At 69.0% G+C, this 17,855-nt stretch carries 14 protein-coding genes; 9 read left to right on the forward strand and 5 right to left on the reverse strand.

Annotation, left to right across the window (positions count from 1 at the left end; genetic code table 11):
- Nucleotides 1-62 precede the first annotated feature (62 nt).
- Nucleotides 63-1,946, forward strand: coding sequence for a protein translocase subunit SecD (gene secD / locus PQS31_RS06560; protein ID WP_272761859.1), 1,884 nt, complete (start codon nucleotides 63-65; stop codon nucleotides 1,944-1,946).
- A 13-nt stretch (nucleotides 1,947-1,959) separates the two neighbouring features.
- Nucleotides 1,960-2,925, forward strand: a complete 966-nt coding sequence (secF, locus tag PQS31_RS06565) for a protein translocase subunit SecF (protein ID WP_272761860.1) — start codon at nucleotides 1,960-1,962, stop codon at nucleotides 2,923-2,925.
- 260 nt (nucleotides 2,926-3,185) lie between these two features.
- Here the strand turns inward: secF and PQS31_RS06570 are convergent, their stop codons facing one another.
- Complete coding sequence (locus PQS31_RS06570; protein ID WP_272761861.1) at nucleotides 3,186-4,016, reverse strand: inositol monophosphatase family protein; 831 nt, start codon at nucleotides 4,014-4,016, stop codon at nucleotides 3,186-3,188.
- Nucleotides 4,017-4,102: 86 nt separating this feature from the next.
- On the opposite strand from PQS31_RS06570, the gene PQS31_RS06575 reads away from it, so the two are divergent.
- From PQS31_RS06575 to PQS31_RS06585, 3 genes are all read left to right on the forward strand, one after another.
- A complete protein-coding gene (locus PQS31_RS06575) occupies nucleotides 4,103-4,903 on the forward strand; it encodes an RNA methyltransferase (protein ID WP_272761862.1) in 801 nt (266 codons plus the stop codon).
- Nucleotides 4,904-5,025: 122 nt separating this feature from the next.
- Entirely contained in the window at nucleotides 5,026-5,907 is an 882-nt protein-coding gene (locus PQS31_RS06580) for a phosphate/phosphite/phosphonate ABC transporter substrate-binding protein (protein ID WP_272762129.1), read from the forward strand.
- A gap of 35 nt (nucleotides 5,908-5,942) precedes the next feature.
- Nucleotides 5,943-8,066, forward strand: a complete 2,124-nt coding sequence (locus tag PQS31_RS06585; protein ID WP_272762130.1) for an EAL domain-containing protein — start codon at nucleotides 5,943-5,945, stop codon at nucleotides 8,064-8,066.
- Between the two features lie 15 nt (nucleotides 8,067-8,081).
- Here PQS31_RS06585 and PQS31_RS06590 read toward each other — a convergent pair whose 3' ends face one another.
- Together PQS31_RS06590 and PQS31_RS06595 are read right to left on the reverse strand one after the other, a co-directional pair.
- Nucleotides 8,082-8,720 carry an exopolysaccharide biosynthesis protein gene (locus PQS31_RS06590; RefSeq protein ID WP_272761863.1) on the reverse strand — a complete coding sequence of 213 codons (639 nt, stop codon included), beginning with the start codon at nucleotides 8,718-8,720 and terminating at the stop codon, nucleotides 8,082-8,084.
- Complete coding sequence (locus PQS31_RS06595) at nucleotides 8,710-10,047, reverse strand: hemolysin family protein (RefSeq protein WP_272761864.1); 1,338 nt, start codon at nucleotides 10,045-10,047, stop codon at nucleotides 8,710-8,712. The genes PQS31_RS06590 and PQS31_RS06595 overlap by 11 nt, the downstream gene beginning before the upstream one ends.
- Before the next feature lie 298 nt (nucleotides 10,048-10,345).
- Between PQS31_RS06595 and PQS31_RS06600 the strand changes: the two genes are divergently transcribed.
- The 4 genes from PQS31_RS06600 (at nucleotide 10,346) to PQS31_RS06615 (ending at nucleotide 13,236) form a co-directional block, all read left to right on the forward strand.
- Entirely contained in the window at nucleotides 10,346-10,972 is a 627-nt protein-coding gene (locus tag PQS31_RS06600) for a DUF47 family protein (protein ID WP_272761865.1), read from the forward strand.
- A gap of 13 nt (nucleotides 10,973-10,985) precedes the next feature.
- Entirely contained in the window at nucleotides 10,986-12,113 is a 1,128-nt protein-coding gene (locus PQS31_RS06605) for an inorganic phosphate transporter (protein ID WP_272761866.1), read from the forward strand.
- A 48-nt stretch (nucleotides 12,114-12,161) separates the two neighbouring features.
- Nucleotides 12,162-12,521: an MGMT family protein gene (locus tag PQS31_RS06610; RefSeq protein WP_272761867.1), complete on the forward strand. Its 360-nt coding sequence runs from the start codon at nucleotides 12,162-12,164 to the stop codon at nucleotides 12,519-12,521.
- 64 nt (nucleotides 12,522-12,585) lie between these two features.
- Nucleotides 12,586-13,236 (forward strand): rhomboid family intramembrane serine protease, encoded by a 651-nt coding sequence (locus tag PQS31_RS06615; RefSeq protein ID WP_272761868.1) that lies wholly within the window; start codon nucleotides 12,586-12,588, stop codon nucleotides 13,234-13,236.
- 187 nt (nucleotides 13,237-13,423) lie between these two features.
- Here PQS31_RS06615 and PQS31_RS06620 read toward each other — a convergent pair whose 3' ends face one another.
- Both PQS31_RS06620 and PQS31_RS06625 read right to left on the reverse strand, forming a co-directional pair.
- Complete coding sequence (locus tag PQS31_RS06620) at nucleotides 13,424-15,442, reverse strand: M13 family metallopeptidase (protein ID WP_272761869.1); 2,019 nt, start codon at nucleotides 15,440-15,442, stop codon at nucleotides 13,424-13,426.
- A 308-nt stretch (nucleotides 15,443-15,750) separates the two neighbouring features.
- Nucleotides 15,751-17,805 (reverse strand): M13-type metalloendopeptidase, encoded by a 2,055-nt coding sequence (locus tag PQS31_RS06625; RefSeq protein WP_272762131.1) that lies wholly within the window; start codon nucleotides 17,803-17,805, stop codon nucleotides 15,751-15,753.
- Nucleotides 17,806-17,855: the final 50 nt, after the last annotated feature.

The raw sequence follows: 17,855 nt of genomic DNA on the forward strand, positions 1-17,855 counted from the left end.
GACTCCGCTTCTTCCGTCATCTCTCCCGGCGCCGGCTCACGCACGGCGCCCGAGGCAAGGCAATGCTTGAATTTCCCCGCTGGAAATACGCCCTGATCCTGGTGGTGCTGGTGCTGGCCGCGCTGTACGCGTTGCCCAATGCCTACCAGAAGAATCCCTCGGTGCAGATCACGCCGAGCACCAGCGAGGCACGCATCGACGATGCCCTGCGGCGCCAGGTCGACGGTCTGCTGGCCGAGGCCGGCGTGACCCCGGTCGGCACGGAGATCGATGACGACCATCTGCTCGTGCGCCTTTCGGATTCCGAGACCCAGACCCGCGCCTCGGACGCACTGCGCGGCGCGCTGGGCGAGAACTATTCGGTGGCGCTCAATCTCGCGTCCACCGTGCCGGACTGGCTCGCCAATCTCGGCGCCAAGCCGATGTCGCTGGGTCTGGACCTGCAGGGCGGCGTGCATTTCGTCATGCAGGTGGACCAGGCCGCGGCGCTGCAGACGCGCGTGGAAGGCTACGCCGACGGCATCCGCACCGTGCTGCGCGAAGCCCGCATCGGCTATTCCAGCGTCGAACGCCGCGCCGACAACACCATCGGTGTGGTGCTGGTGGAAGGCGCCGACGTCAACCGCGCCCGCACCGAGATCGCCAACAGCCTCGCCGGTGCGTCCGGCCAGGCCCTGGGCGGCAGCGCGCCGCAGATTCTGGTGGACGGCAACCGCATCACCGTGCGCCTGTCGCAGGGCGAGATCGCGCGCATCGCCACCGACGCGGTGGAACAGAACCGCACGGTGATCTCCAACCGCATCAACTCGATCGGTGTCGCCGAGCCGGTGTTGCAGCGTCAGGGCGAGGATCGCCTCGTGATCCAGCTGCCGGGCCTGCAGGACACCGCCGAGGCCAAGCGCCTGATCGGCGCGACCGCCACGCTCGAGTTCCGCGCCGTCACCGGCGACGAGAACCAGGCGCGCGCCGCGGTGGCGTCGGGGAACATCCCGGCCGATTCGCGCATCTACTACAACGACGCGGGCCAGCCGCTGCTGCTGTCGCGCCGCATCCTGGTCTCGGGCGACCAGCTGATCAACGCCAATCCGCAGACCGATTCCCAGACCGGCACGCCGGCCGTGGGCATCACGCTCAACAGCGCCGGCGGCAAGCGCATGCTCGACCACACGCTGGAGAACGTGGGCCAGCGCCTCGGCATCGTCTATGTCGAGCGCATCCCGACGGTGCGCATCGTCGACGGTCAGGAAGTGCGCTCGGCGCGCACCGTCGAACGCGTGATCAGCTCGTCGACGATCCGCGGCGTGTTCGGCCGCGAGTTCCAGACCACCGGTCTGAGCCGCGACGAGGCCAACGATCTGGCCCGCCAGCTCAAGGCCGGTGCACTGGCCGCGCCGATGGATTTCGTCGAGGAACGCGTCGTCGGCCCGAGCCTGGGCGCAGAAAACGTCGAGCGCGGCATCACCGCCGTGCTCTACGCCTTCATGTTCACGCTCGTGTTCTTCATGTTCTATTACCGCATGTTCGGCATCGTCACCTGCCTGGCGCTGATCCTGAACCTGCTGATCGTGGTGGCGGTGATGTCGCTGTTCGGCGCCACGATGTCCTTGCCCGGTTTCGCCGGCCTGGCGCTGTCGATCGGCCTGTCGGTCGACGCCAACGTGCTGATCAACGAACGTATCCGTGAGGAGCTGCGCGCCGGCATGCCGCCCAAGGCGGCGATCGTCACCGGTTACGAGAAAGCGTCCGACACGATCTTCGACTCCAACCTCACCGGCATCATCGCGGGCACCGCGCTCTACGCCTTCGGTACCGGTCCGCTGCAGGGCTTCGCGGTCACGCTGGTGATCGGCATCATCGCGTCAATGTTCACGGCGATCGTGGTCTCGCGTGCGCTGGTGACGTTGATCTACGCGCCGCGCAAGAAGCTCAAGTCCCTGGCGATCTGACGGGAGAACCGACATGAAAATTTTCCCGTTGACCCTCGTTCCGGCGAACACCCGCATCGATTTCATGCGGTTCCGCCACATCTTCATCGTCATCGCCGCCCTCGCGTTCTTCGGCGCGCTGGCCGTGATCGGCGTGAAAGGCTTCAATTTCGCGCTCGACTTCACCGGCGGCACCGCGGTCAACGTGCGCTTCGCGCAGCCGGTCAGCGTCGACGAGGTGCGTGAGCGCCTGCGGGAGGCGGAGATCCAGAACGCCCAGGTGCAGACCTTCGGCAGCGGCAACGACCTGCTGATCCGCGTGCGTGCGGCCGACGACATCGCCCACGTCAACGACAACGACGAGCTGTCGCGCCACGTGCTGGAGGCGGCGTCCACGCCCGACAACCCGGCGCAGGTGTTGAGCACCGAGTCGATCGGGTCCCAGGTCAGTGGCGATCTGCGCCAGAACGCGATCTACGCGGCGATCTTCGTGCTGGTGGGCTTCCTGCTGTACATCAGCTTCCGCTTCGAGTGGAAGTTCGCGGTGGTCGCCAGCATCACGACGATGTTCGACGTGCTGGTGGTGGCCGGCCTGTTCGCGATGACCGGGCGCGAGTTCGATCTCACGGTGCTCGCCGGCCTGCTGTCGGTGATGGGCTTCTCGATCAACGACACCATCGTGGTGTTCGACCGCGTGCGCGAGAACTTCCGCGGCATGCGGGCCGATCCGCTGGAGGTCTTCAACCGCTCGATCAACCAGACCCTGTCGCGCACGATCATCACCTCGCTGGTGTTCTTCCTGTCGGTGTTCGCGCTGTTCCTCTACGGCGGTGGCTCGCTGGAAGGCCTGGCGCTGACCCAGATGCTGGGCGCGGTGGTCGCCACGCTGTCGTCGATCCTGATCGCCTGCCCGCTGCTGACCTACGGCGTGCTGCGCGTGACCAAGCAGGACCTGCTGCCCAAGGCGCGCGATGAAGAGGCGCTGGCACGGCGGCCGTGAGGCAGGTGATCGGTGATTCGTGAACAGCAAGAGGCCGCGCATTGCGCGGCCTCTTGCTGTGCGGGTCGGGCGACCGTCGGCCTGACGGGTCGGACGCGCCCGCGCTCGCGCCATCATTGCCGCGAAGGCAGCACGGTCGGCGTGCCGCATCTCTCACCCGCCGGGCGACGCAACCCGAAACGCAGAAGGCCGCGCAATGCGCGGCCTTCTGCGTTTTCCGGATCCCGTTTTCCGGATCCCGGATCCCGAATCCCCGACCCTTACACGAACTCTTTCGTATAGCCCGCGTCGAACAACGTCTTCTGCAGCGGATCGAGCAGGCGCACGTTGGAGGCCAACACCTGACGGCCGCCCGCGAAGGCGACGTTCATCGGGCCCAGGGTGGCGCCCTTGAAGTCGCTGACGCGGCCGCCGGCTTCGCGCACCAGCAACACGCCGGCAGCGATGTCCCAGGGGTGCACGCCGGCTTCGAAGTAACCGTCGTAGCGTCCGGCCGCGACATAGGCCAGATCGAGCGCGGCCGAGCCGCTGCGGCGGATGTCCTCGGCCGATTCGAGCAATGCGCCGATCGCACGCAGCTGCGCGTCCGCACGCTTGCGCTCGCGCGGCGCGAAGCCGGTCGCGAGCAGTGCGCCGCCCGGCTCCTTGCGGTCGGCGACGCGGATCCTGCGCTCGTTGAGCTGGGCGCCCGCGCCGCGCGAGGCGGTGAACAGCTCGTTGCGCAGTGGGTCGAAGATCACCGCGTGCAGCGGTTCGCCGCCCTCGACCAGGGCGATCGACACGCACCAGTGCGGGATGCCACGCAGGTAGTTGCTGGTGCCGTCGAGCGGGTCGATGACCCAGGTGTAGCGGCTCGGGCCGCCGCGGCCGGGCTTGGCACCGCCTTCCTCGCCGAGGACCGCGTACTCGGGGTAGGCGCGACGCAGCTCCTTCACGATCGCTTCTTCCGCCAGGCCGTCGACTTCGCTGGCGTAGTCGTGGCGGGCCTTCTCGACCACGTTCAGCGCATCGAGCTTGTGCATGTTGCGCAGCAGGACGCCACCGCCGGCACGCGCCGCCTTGACCATGATGTTGACAGCAGGTTGAAGCATCGCGGACGGCTCCGGGCGCAGAAGGATTCGTGGGAAGAAAGAGCGGTGCCGGCGCTGGGCCGGTCGCGCAGTTTACCATTCGCGCCATGCAAGCGCCCCTGAACCCATCGTCCGACACCCCGTCGCCCGCCGATCCGGCCACCGCGTCCCGCATCCGGATCGTGCTCGTGGGCACCCAGCACCCGGGCAACATCGGCTCCGCCGCACGCGCGATCAAGACCATGGGCCTGAGCCGGCTCGTGCTCGTGGCGCCGCAGAAATTCCCGCACAACGAGGCCGACATGATGGCCGCCGGCGCCGACGACGTGCTCGCCGCCGCGGTCGAGGTGGACGCCCTCGCCGACGCGGTGGCCGACTGCCGGCTGGTGCTCGGCTGCACCGCGCGCAGCCGGCGCGTGCAGCTGCGCGAGCTCGATCCACGGACGGCGGCCGCGTCGGCGCGGGTGGAGGCCGAGGCCGGCGGCGAGGTCGCCCTGGTGTTCGGACGCGAGCGCACCGGCCTGGAGAACGCCGAGCTGCAGCTGTGCCACGCCGCGGTGCACATTCCGGCCAATCCCGACTACAGCTCGCTGAACCTGGCCGCGGCGGTCCAGGTGCTGGCCTACGAGGTGCGGATGGCGCTGCTCGGTGCCGCGACCGTCGCCGCGACGACCGCGCCGATGGCCGACGCGGCGCCGCATGCGGAGCTCGAGGGCTTCTTCGCGCAACTGGCGGACACGCTGGACGCGATCGATTTCCACAAAGGTCGCACGCCCGATTCGGCGATGCGCAAGCTGCGCCGGCTGTTCGTGCGCACCGGGCTCGACAGCCAGGAAATCCGCCTGTTGCGCGGCGTTCTGGCCGATGCCCAGCGCATGGCGCGGCTCGCCGGGCGCGACGCCGGCTGACGCGTCGCGGTCCTGTTGCCTTGGCGGAAATTTGGGCTAGGCTCTTGCCGAACCTGGTCAGCGGATCCGCCTTGATTCTCCGCACGTTCCGCCGCTGGCTCGTCGTTGCCGTGCTTGGGCTCGTGCTGGTGTCGCCGTCGGCGGTGGTGCAGGCGGAATCGCCGGCCAACGTGCTGGTGCTGGGCCGCATCAGCGACGATCCCAAGGCCCACTACGAACAACTCAAGCCGCTGCTCGACTACGTGGTCGCGCGGATGGGCGATGTCGGCATCACCGAGGGCCGGGTGCTGATGGCCCGCGACACCCAGCAGATGCAGAGCTACCTGCGCCGCGGCCGGGTCGACTGGGTCACCGAAACCGCCAGCAGCGCGATGCTGCTCGAAGCGCGCGGCGGTGCACGGCCGCTGCTGCTGACCGAGCGCAACGGCGTGAGTCGCTACCACACCCTGTATTTCGCCCGTCGCGACAGCGGCATCACCTCGCTCGACGACCTGCGCGGGCGCAGCATCGCGTTCCAGAACCGGCAATCGGCCAGCGCGTACTTCGTGCCGGCGTCGGAACTGCTCGCGCGCGGCCTGTCGCTCGACATCCTGCTGTCGCCGCAGGACGAGGCCGAGCCCGGCGCGGTGGGCTATTTGTTCGCGCGCTCGGAGCTGAACACCTCGTCCTGGGTGCACAAACGCCTGGTGGACGTGGGGGCGTTGAGCAACCTCGACTGGGAGGATCCGCGGCGTGTGCCCGATTCCTTCCGGCGCGATTTCGTCGTCTTCGCCCGCAGCCCCGAGTTTCCGCGTGCGCTCGAGCTCGTGCGCGGCAACCTGTCGCCGCGGGTGGCCGAGCGCCTGCGCGAGGTGCTGCTCGAGGCCAGCCGCGATCCCGCAGCGACCGAAGCGCTGGCGAAGTTCTTCCGCACCACGGCCTTTCTGCCGGTCGATCCGCGCACACGCGACGAACTCGATGTGCTGCGAAGCGGCGCCCTGCGCGTGACCACGGAGGTCGAGTGAAACTGCGCGGCAGCCTGCAGGCGGGGTTCGTCGCGATGGCGCTGGGTGCACTGGTCGTGGCCCTGGCGGCGATCGGCGTCATGCTGCACCAGCAGCAACGCACGCGGGCCGATGTGCTCGCGCTCAGCCAGCGTTCGATGCATGCGCTGGCCGCGCAACGCGTGGTGGCTCGCGGCGAAGCGATCTCCGTGCAGCTCGCCGACGCTCTGGTGAATCCGCTGTACTACTTCGACCTCGACGCGATGGGCAGCGTGGTGCGCAATGTCCTGCAGCAGCCGGACGTGGTCTACGTGCTGGTCTTCGACCCCTCGGGCAACGTGATCCACGACGGCAGCAACGACATCGACGCCTACGGCCGGCGCATGGACGATGCATTCGCGGCCCAGGCGATCGCCGCGCGCGGCCGGCACATGCAGAACGACGGACGCCTGCTCGACGTCGCCATGCCGATCCGCATGGGCGAGCAGCGCCTCGGCGGCGTGCGCATCGGGTATTCACTGGATTCGGCGATCGCCGACGAGTCCGCGATGACCGTCGCGATGGCCGCCCATCTGGATCGCATCGCGCGGCGCGACCTGTGGACGATCGGCGCGGTGCTGATGGTGTTGATCGCGATGGGCGCCGCGATCGCGCTGACCCTGCAGCGCCGGCTCGTGCGCCCGGTGCGCGAACTCGCCGACGCGGCGCAGCAGATCGAAGCGGGCAACTACGCCGTCGTGGTGCCGGTCGACGGGCGCCAGGACGAGATCGGCGAGCTGGTGCGGGCCTTCGATCGCATGCGCGACAGCATCGCCCGGCACGACCGCGACATCCGCCGGATCGCCTACACCGATCCGCTGACCGGGCTCGCCAACCGGCTGGCCCTGCGTGAGGCATTGGACCTGCGCCTGCTCGAGATGCAGGGCGCCTCCGGACGACTGGCGCTGCTGTTCGCCGACGTCGACGATTTCAAGCGGGTCAACGACACGCTGGGGCACGACGTCGGTGACGAGGTGCTGATCCGGTTCACTGCGCGCATCGCGGCCGCGGTGAACGCCCAGGGCATCGCCGATGCGTTGCTGGCGCGTTTCGGCGGCGACGAATTCGTCGTTCTGCTGCAGTTGCCCGAGGGCAGTGCGCAGGACCTGCGTCGGATGGCGCAGACCCTCGCCGCGCGGCTGGTCGAGGACGTCTCGCAGCCGATCGACGTGCAGGGCCGCGATGTCTTTCTGGGGATTTCGATCGGCATCACCCTGTTCCCCGACGATGCCGCGACGGCGGGCATGCTGCTGAAGAACGGCGACATCGCGATGTACCACGCCAAGCTCGCCGGCAAGAACCGCTTCAGCGTCTACAGTCTGGCGATGGATCAGGCGCTGGAACGGCGCGTCCACCTCGAGCACGAGCTGCGCGGCGCCTGGGAGCGGGGTGAACTGAGCCTGGTCTACCAGCCGGTGATCCGGATGGACGATGGCGGGCTGGCCGGCGTGGAGGCCTTGCTGCGCTGGGAGCATCCCGAGCTCGGTGCGATCGCACCGTCGGTGTTCATCGACATCGCCGAGCAGAGCGGTCTGATCGACGTGATCGGGCCGCTGGTGCTCGAGGCCGCGTGCCGCGAGGCGCGTCACTGGCAGCAGACCTATCCCGCCGCGCGTTCGCTGTTCGTGTCGGTCAACGTGTCGCCGCGGCAGCTGCGCAGCGGCCAGTTCGCCGCCGAGGTGGAGGCCGCGCTGGCGGTCTCCGGACTCGACGCGCGGCACCTGCATCTCGAACTCACCGAAACCGCGGTGATCGGCGACGAGACCCGGATCGGTGACCTGCTGGCCGCGCTGCGCGCGCTGGGCGTCAAGGTGTGGCTGGACGATTTCGGCACCGGGTTCTCCGGGCTGAGTCATCTGCGCCGGGTGCCGGTGGACGGCGTGAAGATCGACCGCAGCTTCGTGGCCGACGTGCTGCGCGATCCCGACGATCTGGCGCTGACCACCGCGATCATCTCGATGGCGCACTCGATCGGCATCACCGTGGTGGCCGAGGGCGTGGAGAAGGACGGGCAGTACGAGGTCCTGCGTGACCGCGGATGCGACCTGGGCCAGGGTTTCTGGTTCGGCCATCCGGTGCCGGCGCGGACCTTCGACGGCCAGCTGGGGGCCGCCGGGTCGCCGCGGACCCACGGCGCCTGACCCCGCACCGCGGCCTCAGAACAGGCGGCCGATCCACTCGGTGACCGCAGTGGCCAGCGCGCCGCTGAGCACGCCGAACACCGCGATGGCGATCACACCGGCCACCCAGGCGCCGATCAGCAGGGCGCCGTCGCGTTCGAGCAGGCCCAGCGCGAACGCCAGCAGCAACAGCCCGAAGACGTAGTTGGTGAACGGAATCGGCAGCGCGAGCAGCACGCCGAGCAGCACCAGCAGCAGGCCGGTGAACATGCCCGCGGCGCGATGGTCGAGCACGCCCGACAGGCGCGGACGACTCACCCGTTCCAGGCGCCGGAACCAGGGTTCGAGCACCTGTTCGAAGCGCTGCACCGAGCGGCGGTGCGGGCCGCGCTCGGCGAGGAACCGGGGCAACCAGGGCTTGCGCAGGCCCAGCAGCAGCTGCACGCCCACCAGCACCACCAGCGGCCCGCCGATGGCGCCGCCCACGCCCGGTACCGGAATGAAGGCCGGCAGCGTGGCCACGAACAGCATCATGCCGAACACCCGCTTGCCCAGGCCGGTGAGCAGGTCGCGCAGGCGCAGCTGGTCGCCCGGATCGCCGAAGGACATCGCCGCCAGCAGTTCGCGGGTGCTGGCTTCCTCGCGGCCGCGGCCGTGCCGCGGCTCAGCCGTCATCGCCGGGCGTCTCGTCGTCGGGCAGGCGTTGCAGCAGCAGCTTGTCGACGCGGGGCCCGTCGAGATCGACGATCTCGACCCGCCAGCCGTGCCAGTCGAACCATTCGCCCACGTTCGGGATGCGGCCGAACTGGGCGATCGTCATGCCTGCGGCGGTGTGGAAGATGTGCTCGTCCTCACCCGGCAACACGCTCACGCCCAGCACTTCGCGCAGCGGCTCGCTGCCCAGGCTGCCGTCGATCAGCAGCGAGCCGTCGTCACGCGTCACCACCAGCGGCGAGGCATCCACGCCGCTGCTCTGGGTGCGGCCGATGACCGCCTCCATCACGTCGTTGACCGTGACCATGCCGGCGATGTCGCCGTATTCGTCGACCACCAGGGCCAGCGACTGCTGGTTCTCGCGCAGGATTTCCAGCAGCTTCATCGCCGGCGTGGATTCGGAGACGAACAGCGGCTCGCGCAGGTACTTGAACAGGTCGAACTCGCGCTCTTCCAGCCGGTCGATCAGCGACTTGATCTCCAGCACGCCGACCACGTCCGAGTCGTCGCCGCGGTAGACCGGGTAGCGGGAGTAGGGTGTGGCGCGCATGCGCTCGAGGTTGTCCTCGAAGCCCGCCGCCGCGTCGAGCCAGGCGATGCGCGTGCGCGGCGTCATCAGGCTCTCCGCCTCGCGGTCGCCGAGCGTCAGCACCCGGTTGACCATGTTGCGCTCGTCGGCGTCGATCACGCCCTGCTCGTGGCTCTCCGATACGAGCAGACGGATTTCTTCTTCGGTCACCTGCGCGGCCTGGGTGTTGTCCAGGCGCAGCAGCCGCAGCAGCGCACGGACCGAGGCGCTGAGCAGCCAGACCACCGGGGTCGCCAGCTTCGACAGGCCGTGCATCGGCAGCGCGACCACCGACGCCACGCGCTCGGGCGCCAGCAGCGCGAGCCGCTTGGGCAGCAGCTCGCCGAGCACGATGGTCAGGTAGGTGATCAGGCCGATCGCCAGCACCTTGCCCATCGCTTCGCCCCAGCTGACCGGCAGCACCGGCATCGAGGCCTGCATGGGCGGCAGCGTCTGGTTGAACCACGCGCCCAGCGACGCGGCGATGGCTTCGCCGCCGTACATGCCGGTGAGAATGCCGATCAGGGTGATGCCCACCTGGACCGTCGACAGGAAGCGCTCCGGGTGTTCGGCCAGATCCAGCGCGGTGCGCGCGCTGCGGTGGCGCCCGGCCAGCTGCTTGAGCCGGGGTTTGCGCGAGGTGACCACCGACATCTCCGACAGCGCGAAGAACGCGTTGCAGGCGATCAGGGCCAGCACGATCAGGATCAGCTCGAGCATCGGGTGTCCCCCGGCAGGTGGGAGCGCCCGGCGTGACCCTCGGTGACAGGAGCGGATTGGCGCGTCGCCGGGCGTGGAAACACCGAGGTACGGGCCGGAACGGGGGGCGGTCTAGAGTCGTCGTCCATGTGAAGATGAACAGCGCAGGGATGCGCGGCGGGACTATAGCAGGTGGCTCCGTGACGGCCGGGGCAGGGTCACGGCGCCGCCGAAGTGTCACGAAACCGTCATAACCGTCATAATCCGCGCCCAGCGCACGCGCCCGATTCCACGGGCGGGCGGATGACGAGGCGGCACCATGTTTTCCCTGCAGACGATGTTCGGCCAAGGCAACCAGTTCTACACGCTGCTCGAGGAGGCGGCGGTCGCGGCGCACGACAGCGCGAAGGCCCTGCACACGATGCTGCGCGAGGCCGACCGCCAGCCCGCGCTCGACGCGTTCAAGCTGGCGCGCATGCGCGAGCGCGAGACCTCGGACAAGATCAGCCAGGCCCTGGTCGACAGCTTCATCACCCCGATCGAGCGCGAGGACATCGAGGCGCTGGGCTCGGCGCTGTACAAGATCCCGAAGCAGATCGAGAAGTTCGCCGACCGCTATTCGCTGGCCACCCAGCACCTGGAACACATCGACTTCGCGCCGCGCGCGGCGATGCTCGAACAGGCCTCGGCCGTGGTGGTGACGATGGTGCGCACGCTGCGCAGCATGAAGCTCGAGCCGATGAAGGCACTCAACGACGAGCTGCGCGCGCTGGAGAACGAGGCCGACCGGCTGATGCTCGAGCTCTACCGCGACATCTATTCGGGCAAGCTCGATCCGCTGCAGATGTTCCTGCTCAAGGAGTTCTTCGAGATCCTCGAAAAGGCGATCGACCGCTGCCGCGAGGCCGGGGTGGTCGCCTACGAGATCGTGCTCAAGAACTCCTGACGGGCCCTCGATCATGCTGACCCTCGTGCTGATCGTGGTCGCGACCGCGCTGGTGTTCGAATACATCAACGGTTTCCACGACACCGCCAACTCGATCGCGACCGTCGTCGCCACCAAGGTGCTGTCACCGATGCAGGCGGTGGGCCTGGCGGCCTCGATGAACCTGATCGGTGCGCTGATGGGCACGGCGGTCGCCAAGACGATCTCTTCGGGCCTCATCGACGCCGGCGTCATCGACGTGGGCTCGCAGCTGATTCTCTGCGCACTGCTCGGCGGCATCATCTGGAACCTGATCACCTGGTGGTTCGGCCTGCCGTCGTCGTCGTCGCACGCGCTGATCGGCGGCCTGATCGGCGCGGCATTGGCCGCGGCGTCGAACAACTTCGACGTGGTGATCTGGTCCGAACCGACGACGCCGTTCTGGCAGAGCGCCGGCGTGCTGTGGAAGGTGATCGTGCCGATGGTCACGTCGCCGGTGCTGGGCTTCACCGCCGGTTTCCTGATGATGGGCGTGCTGTTCTTCGGCATCTCGATGATGGCGCGCAGCGGCGGTGTCCTCGCACGCATCGCACGGCCGCGCTGGGTCAACGCGTTCTTCGGCAAGAGCCAGATCGTCTCGGCGGCCGGCATGGGCTTCGCGCACGGCATGAACGATGCGCAGAAGACGATGGGCATCGTCGCGCTCACGCTGGTCAGCGCGCAGAGCGTGGGCACGCTGGACAATCTGCCGGGCTGGCTGGCCTTCCTGCACCCGTCCGAGGCCGCGCTGGCCGAGGGCGACATCGATCTGTGGATCAAGATCACCTGCGCGGTGGTCATGGCGGCCGGTACCGCGGCCGGCGGCTGGCGCATCATCAAGACGCTGGGCCACAAGCTGGTCAAGCTGCATCCGATCCACGGCTTCGCCGCCGAAACCAGCGCCGCCTCGGTGATCCTGGCCGCGTCGTCGCTGGGCATTCCGGTCTCGACCACGCACAACATCTCGACCGCGATCATGGGCGTGGGCACGGCCAAGCGTCTCAACGCGATCAAGTGGACCGTGGTCAACAAGATGATCTGGGCGTGGATCCTGACGATCCCGATGTCGGGCGGCATCGCCTATCTGCTGTTCCGGGCCTTCCACCAGGCCGGCTGGGTCTGAGCTTCGGGCGTTCGCGACAGGCCGCGGTGGCGGGCGTACGCTTCCGGCATGACCACGTCCCCGACACCGCCGGATGCCGTCACGCGCATTCTCGCCGCGATCCGCGCCGTGCCCGCCGGGCAGGTGGCGGGCTACGGACACATCGCCGCGCGGGCCGGCCTGCCCGGGCGCGCGCGTCTGGTCGCACGCGTGCTGCGTGAGCACCACGCGCCGTCGCTGCCCTGGCACCGCATCGTGCGCAGCGACGGCGCGATCGCGATTCCACGGACCTCGCCCGGCTTCGACGAGCAGGTGCGCCGACTGCGGCGCGAGGGTGTCGTGGTGACCAACGGCCGGGTGCGCATGCCCGCCGCGGAAACGCCGGACACGCTGGACGCCGTGCTGTGGGGCCCCGCCGCCAGACGATGACGCGACCGCGACATCCCCGATGCGGGTGCCCGGTATCATGGGCGCGCACGAACGAGGAGTCCGGATGTTTCCGAGGTTGCCCCAGGCCGTCAAAATCATTCTGGCCATCAATGTCGTCGTCTTCCTGCTGCAACTCGCGATCGGTGGCCTGCTGGCACCGATGATGCTGTGGCCGATCGGCGGCGCCGACGCGGGTGGCCTCGGCTTCCAGCTCTGGCAGCTGGTGACCTACGGCTTCATGCACGATCCGCGCAATCTGGCGCACCTGATCTTCAACATGCTGGCGCTGGTGATGTTCGGCTCGCAGCTCGAATACACCTGGGGCACGAAGCGGTTCGTCACCTATTACCTGGTGTGCGTGGTCGGCGCCGGCCTGTGCCAGCTCACTGTGGTGACCTGGTCGCTCGCGCAAGGGGCGTTCCCCTATCCCACGCTCGGTGCGTCCGGCGGCGTGTTCGGCCTGCTGCTGGCCTACGGCCTGCTGTTCCCGAACCAGCGCATCATGCTGCTGTTTCCGCCGATCCCAATGCGTGCACGCACCCTGGTGATCGTCTACGGCCTGGTCGAGCTGGTGCTGGGCATCACCGGCACGCGCTCGGGCGTGGCCCATTTCGCGCATCTGGGCGGCATGCTGTTCGGCTGGCTGTTGATCCAGCACTGGCGCGGCCGACCGCCGTTCAACCGGCGGCGCGGGGGGCACGTGCGCAGGTTGTGAGCGCACGGCGACGCCGGCCGGGAATTAGCGTCCCGATGCCGGCGTCGCGTGGTTCCGGCCGGCATCGCGATCGGCGCACCAAGAAAAAAGGCCGCACGGTGTGCGGCCTTTTTCGTTCAGCGGATGCGGGACCAGGTCGGCGGGTGTTCGTTCGAAGTCCCGTGCCGGGCCCTGATCCCGGCGTCGATCATCGCCAGATCGACACCTGGTCCTCGGCCTTGCGCACCATCGGATCGGCCGCCTTGCACGCGAAGATCTCGCTGTAGGCCGGCAGGTTGACCACCGGCCCGTTGGCGCGCCACTGGCCCGGCGCCTGGATCGAGGTCGCCGCGGCGCGGGTCGCCGCATCCACCGACAACTGCTGACGCCACATCTGTGCCCAGCCGCGGAAGAACGCCTCGCGGCCCTCCTTGGTCACCTCCGGGTTGGCGCGCAGCAGCGCGTCCCACGCCAGTTCGATGCCGGCGAGGTCGGCGGCGTTCTCGTCGCGGGTCAGGGCGCCGTTGACGTTGACGGCCGTCAGGCCCGGATACGGATAGGCGTTGTACTGGGTGACCAGGCGGTCGGTCGCCTGCAGCCACGCGGCGTCGTCGGCGGGCGTCCACCAGGTGCGCACGGTCTCGTTGCTGTCGACGAACTTGCCGCGCACGTCCACCGCGCGGCTGAGCTCGTGGCCCACCAGGGCGCCGAAGGTGCCGTAATGGCTGGCGCCGTCGGTGGCCATGTCGAGCACCGGGGCCTGCAGCACGGCGGCGGTCACGATCAGGCGGTTCTGCGCCGCGTCGTAGGCCAGCGCCGGATTCTGCGGCAGCAGATCCCAGCGACGCGCGACATCGGGCCGGCCGATGCGGCGCATCTCCTGGGCGTGGCGCCAGGTCGAGGCGATCAGCATGTTGCTGCCGAAGCTGGCACGCCCCATCGGCTGCACGGTGTAGTCGATGTCTTCGACCGGCGCGCCGATCTGGATGCGCAGCTTGGCGAGCTTGGCGGCGGCCTCGGTCTTGGCGGCGTCGCTCATCCAGGCGCTGCGTTCGATGCTGCGCGCCAGCGCGTCGCGGACCTGGCCGGAGACGAGCTCGGCACGCGCGCGCGTCGGCTCGGGCAGGTGACGGGCGACGTATTCGCGCGCGAGCATCGGGCCTGCGGCGCGATTGATCGCGCCCAGCACCAGCTGCTGGCGGCTGGGCTGCGCGCTCTCGCCGCGAAGAATGCGACCGTGGAAGTCGAACTCGGCGTCGCGGAAGCTCTTCGACAGGTACGGCGCCATCGCATCGCCGATGTGGAAACGCAGATACGCCTTCCACTGTTCGGGCTTGAGCGCACCGACCAGGGTGTCGAGTTGCGCGAACAGCGCCGGGTTGGCCAGCGAGACCTGCTCGGACTGCACGCCCTGGGCGGTGAGGAATTCGCCCAGCTGCAGGCGGCGGTACTGCTTGGCGAGATCGGCGGTGTTGACCAGCGCGTACTGCGTGCGCGGATCACGCACGTCGGCCAGCGGACGCGACGCGGCGGCGATGCGGCGCTCGAGCTCGAGCACCAGTTCGGTCTCGGCGTCGAGACGGTCCTCGGCGGTGCCGGTCAGCGCGAGGATGTTGCGCACGTACTGGGTGTACTGCGACACGATCTGCTGGGTCTCGGCATCGCCGCGGCTGTAGTACGCCGGGTCCGGCAGGCCCAGGCCGCCCTGGACGAAGTAGCCCAGATGCCGGTTGAGGTCGGCCAGATCGGCCTCGGCGCCGAAGTTGAACAGCACCGGGATACCGACCTGGTGCAGCGCGGCGATCGCCGGCGCGATGTCGCGCGCGCGGCGGATGCCGTCGATGCGCGCGATCAGCGGCGCGATCGGGGTGGCGCCGTCGGCTTCGACCGCGGCCTCGTCCAGGCCGCTGGCCCAGAAGTCGCCGAGCAGGCGCTGCACATCGTTCTGCGGCGACTGCATCGCGGCATTGAGCAGCTCGTGCTGCTGCTGCAGCGCGGTGGCCTGCAGCTCGCCGAAGGCCGAGCGCGTGCCCTGGCCGGCCACGAGCGTGTTGGCAGCCAGCCAGTCCTTGTTGACGAAGGTGTAGAGGTCGGTGCAGGCCGTCAGCGCCGGGGCGCGAGGCGCGGCGGCACGGCGCTGGGCATCGGCGTCGGTGCTCAGGCCGACCAGCAGGGCGATGGAAGCGGCGAGCAGGGCGGGGCGGGCGAACGAGTGCTGGATCGGCATTGCGGAGTCCGTGGCGTGAATCGCGCAAGTCTAGCAAGCCGTCGCGGGGCGGCGTGGCGCGCCGTGGCCGTCGTCGGCACGAGGCGGGCGCCTGCCGCGGGGGCGAAACGCTGGCGGGCGCGCGATCCGCCTGACGACGGTGCGGAGCGGTGCCGTGCGCCCGCCGGTCCGCGTTCGTGCCGCTCGCAGAGACCGCAACCGCAGGCCGCCGCGCGGCTGCAGACGCTGCGCGCGACACGGCCGCGGCCGCGCGCCAAAAAAAGCCCGGCATCGTGGCCGGGCCTTTCGTCGTCAACCGCGTGTCGCGTTCACCAGATCACGACCTGCTGGTCGCCGCTGCGGACCATCGGATCGCCGGCCTTGCATTCGAACGCGGCCGCGAACGCCGGCAGGTTCGACGGCGCAGCGATCGCGCGGAACGACGACAGCGCGTGCTCGTCGGTCGCCAGACGCTTGGTCAGCTCCTCGGGCGTGAAGTTGCGGCGCCACACCGTGGCCCAGCTCAGGAAGAAGCGCTGGTCGCGGGTCAGGCCGTCGGTCATCGGGTCGGGCGTATCGCCGGCGGCCTTGCGCATGGCGTCGTAGGCGGTCGCCAGGCCGCCGAGGTCGGCGATGTTCTCGCCCAGCGTGTGGTTGCCGTTGAGCGCGCGGCCGTCGGGCAGCGTGTAGTCGTTGAACTGCTGCACCAGCTTGCCGGTGCGCGCCTTGAAGCCGGTCATGTCGGCCTCGGTCCACCAGTTCTCCATGTTGCCGGTCGGCCCGAAGCGCGCGCCCTGGTCGTCGTAGCCGTGGGTCATCTCGTGGCCGATCACCGCGCCGATGCCGCCGTAGTTCATCTCGTCGGTGGCGTCGGGATCGAAGAACGGCGGTTGCAGGATCGCGGCCGGGAACGTCAGCTGGTTGGCCAGCGGGTTGTAGGACGCGTTGACGGTCTGCGGACGCATGCCCCATTCGCTCTTGTCCACCGGCTTGCCGATCTTGCCGATGTCCCACTTGTAGTTGAACTCGGTGGCGGCCATGACGTTGCCGATGTAGCTGTCGCGGCTGGTGGTCAGGCCGGCCCAGTCGCGCCACTTGTCCGGGTAACCGACGCGCGGCTCGAAGGTGTTCCACTTCTCGAGCGCTTTCTGCTTCGTCTCGGCGCTCATCCATTCGAGGTTCTCGATGCGGATCTTCAGCGCGTCGCTGAGGTTGCTGATCAGCGCCTCCATCTTCGCCTTGGACTCGGCCGGGAACGCGACCTGCACGTACAGCTGCCCCATCGCCTCGCCCACCTGGCTGTCGACGGTGCCGAGCACACGCTTCCAGCGCGGTTCGATCTCCTGCTGGCCGCTCAGGGTCCGGTTGTAGAAGTCGTAGTTCTGCTGCGCGAACGCGTCCGACAGATACGGCGACGCGCCGTCGACGACGTGGAAGCGCAGGTAGCTCTTCCACTGCTCCACCGGCACGTCGACCAGCATCCTGTCGACTTCCTGGTGGAAGGACGGCACCGACATCGAGAAGGTCGCCGGCACCGCGATGCCCTGCGACTGGAAGAACGTGGTCCACGGGAAGTTCGGCGTCAGCCGGTCGGCCTCGGCCACGGGCATCGGGTTGTAGTACAGCTCGACGTTGCGCGAGAACTCCTCGCGCGACTTCGACGCCTTGGCGATGCGGGTCTCGAACGCCAGCACATTGGCGGCCTGGGCCTGCGCGTCGGCCGCCGGCGTGCCCGACAGCTCCAGCACCTTGGCGATGTGGGCGACGTAGGCCTCACGGATGCCGGCCTTGTCGGCGGCGGTGTAGTAGGTGGTGTCGGGCAGGCCGAGACCGCCCTGGCCGGTGGCGGCGATGTTGACCGACGAATCCTTGAAATCCGGCATCGCGCCGATGCCCCACAGGAAACCCTGGCCCTTGGCGGCGGTGGTGCGCAGCCACTCCGCGATCGATGCGGTGTCGGTGAGCGCGTCGATCGCGGCCAGATCGGCCTGCAGCGGCGCGATGCCCTGCGCGTTGATCGTCGCCTCGTCCATGCCGGTGGCCCAGAAGTCGCCGACCAGTTTCTCGACGCCCTGCGCGTTCGCATCGGCCGCAGCCTGCTGCGCGAGCTGGTGCTGCACGGCGGTCGAACGTTCGTCGAGCATTTCGAACGCGCCCCACGAGGTGCGGTCTCCGGGAATCGCGTTGGCCGCCAGCCACTTGCCGTTGACGTAACCGCCGAAATCGACGCAGGCGTTCTTGCTGGTATCGAGATCGCCGATCAGGAAGCGGTTGTACGGCGGCAGGGTGCTTTCGTCGAGGGTGAGTGCAGGCGCATCGGCGGACGGCGCCGCGCTCGCGGCCGGGGCGGACGCGGAGTCGGGCGCGCGGTTGCAGGCCGACAGCGCGAGCACGATGGCGCAGCTCAGAAACAGGCGATTGGGGGAAGCGGACA

Source organism: Luteimonas sp. BLCC-B24 (assembly GCF_028550595.1).
Classification (GTDB): domain Bacteria; phylum Pseudomonadota; class Gammaproteobacteria; order Xanthomonadales; family Xanthomonadaceae; genus Luteimonas.

What these genes read in the sequence shown, in the direction of transcription:
- secD (WP_272761859.1), top strand. Translation starts at nt 63, where the DNA reads ATGCTTGAATTTCCCCGCTGGAAATACGCCCTGATCCTGGTGGTGCTG.
- secF (WP_272761860.1), top strand. Translation starts at nt 1,960, where the DNA reads ATGAAAATTTTCCCGTTGACCCTCGTTCCGGCGAACACCCGCATCGAT.
- PQS31_RS06570 (WP_272761861.1), bottom strand. Translation starts at nt 4,016, where the DNA reads ATGCTTCAACCTGCTGTCAACATCATGGTCAAGGCGGCGCGTGCCGGC.
- PQS31_RS06575 (WP_272761862.1), top strand. Translation starts at nt 4,103, where the DNA reads ATGCAAGCGCCCCTGAACCCATCGTCCGACACCCCGTCGCCCGCCGAT.
- PQS31_RS06585 (WP_272762130.1), top strand. Translation starts at nt 5,943, where the DNA reads ATGGCGCTGGGTGCACTGGTCGTGGCCCTGGCGGCGATCGGCGTCATG.
- PQS31_RS06590 (WP_272761863.1), bottom strand. Translation starts at nt 8,720, where the DNA reads ATGACGGCTGAGCCGCGGCACGGCCGCGGCCGCGAGGAAGCCAGCACC.
- PQS31_RS06595 (WP_272761864.1), bottom strand. Translation starts at nt 10,047, where the DNA reads ATGCTCGAGCTGATCCTGATCGTGCTGGCCCTGATCGCCTGCAACGCG.
- PQS31_RS06600 (WP_272761865.1), top strand. Translation starts at nt 10,346, where the DNA reads ATGTTTTCCCTGCAGACGATGTTCGGCCAAGGCAACCAGTTCTACACG.
- PQS31_RS06605 (WP_272761866.1), top strand. Translation starts at nt 10,986, where the DNA reads ATGCTGACCCTCGTGCTGATCGTGGTCGCGACCGCGCTGGTGTTCGAA.
- PQS31_RS06610 (WP_272761867.1), top strand. Translation starts at nt 12,162, where the DNA reads ATGACCACGTCCCCGACACCGCCGGATGCCGTCACGCGCATTCTCGCC.
- PQS31_RS06615 (WP_272761868.1), top strand. Translation starts at nt 12,586, where the DNA reads ATGTTTCCGAGGTTGCCCCAGGCCGTCAAAATCATTCTGGCCATCAAT.
- PQS31_RS06620 (WP_272761869.1), bottom strand. Translation starts at nt 15,442, where the DNA reads ATGCCGATCCAGCACTCGTTCGCCCGCCCCGCCCTGCTCGCCGCTTCC.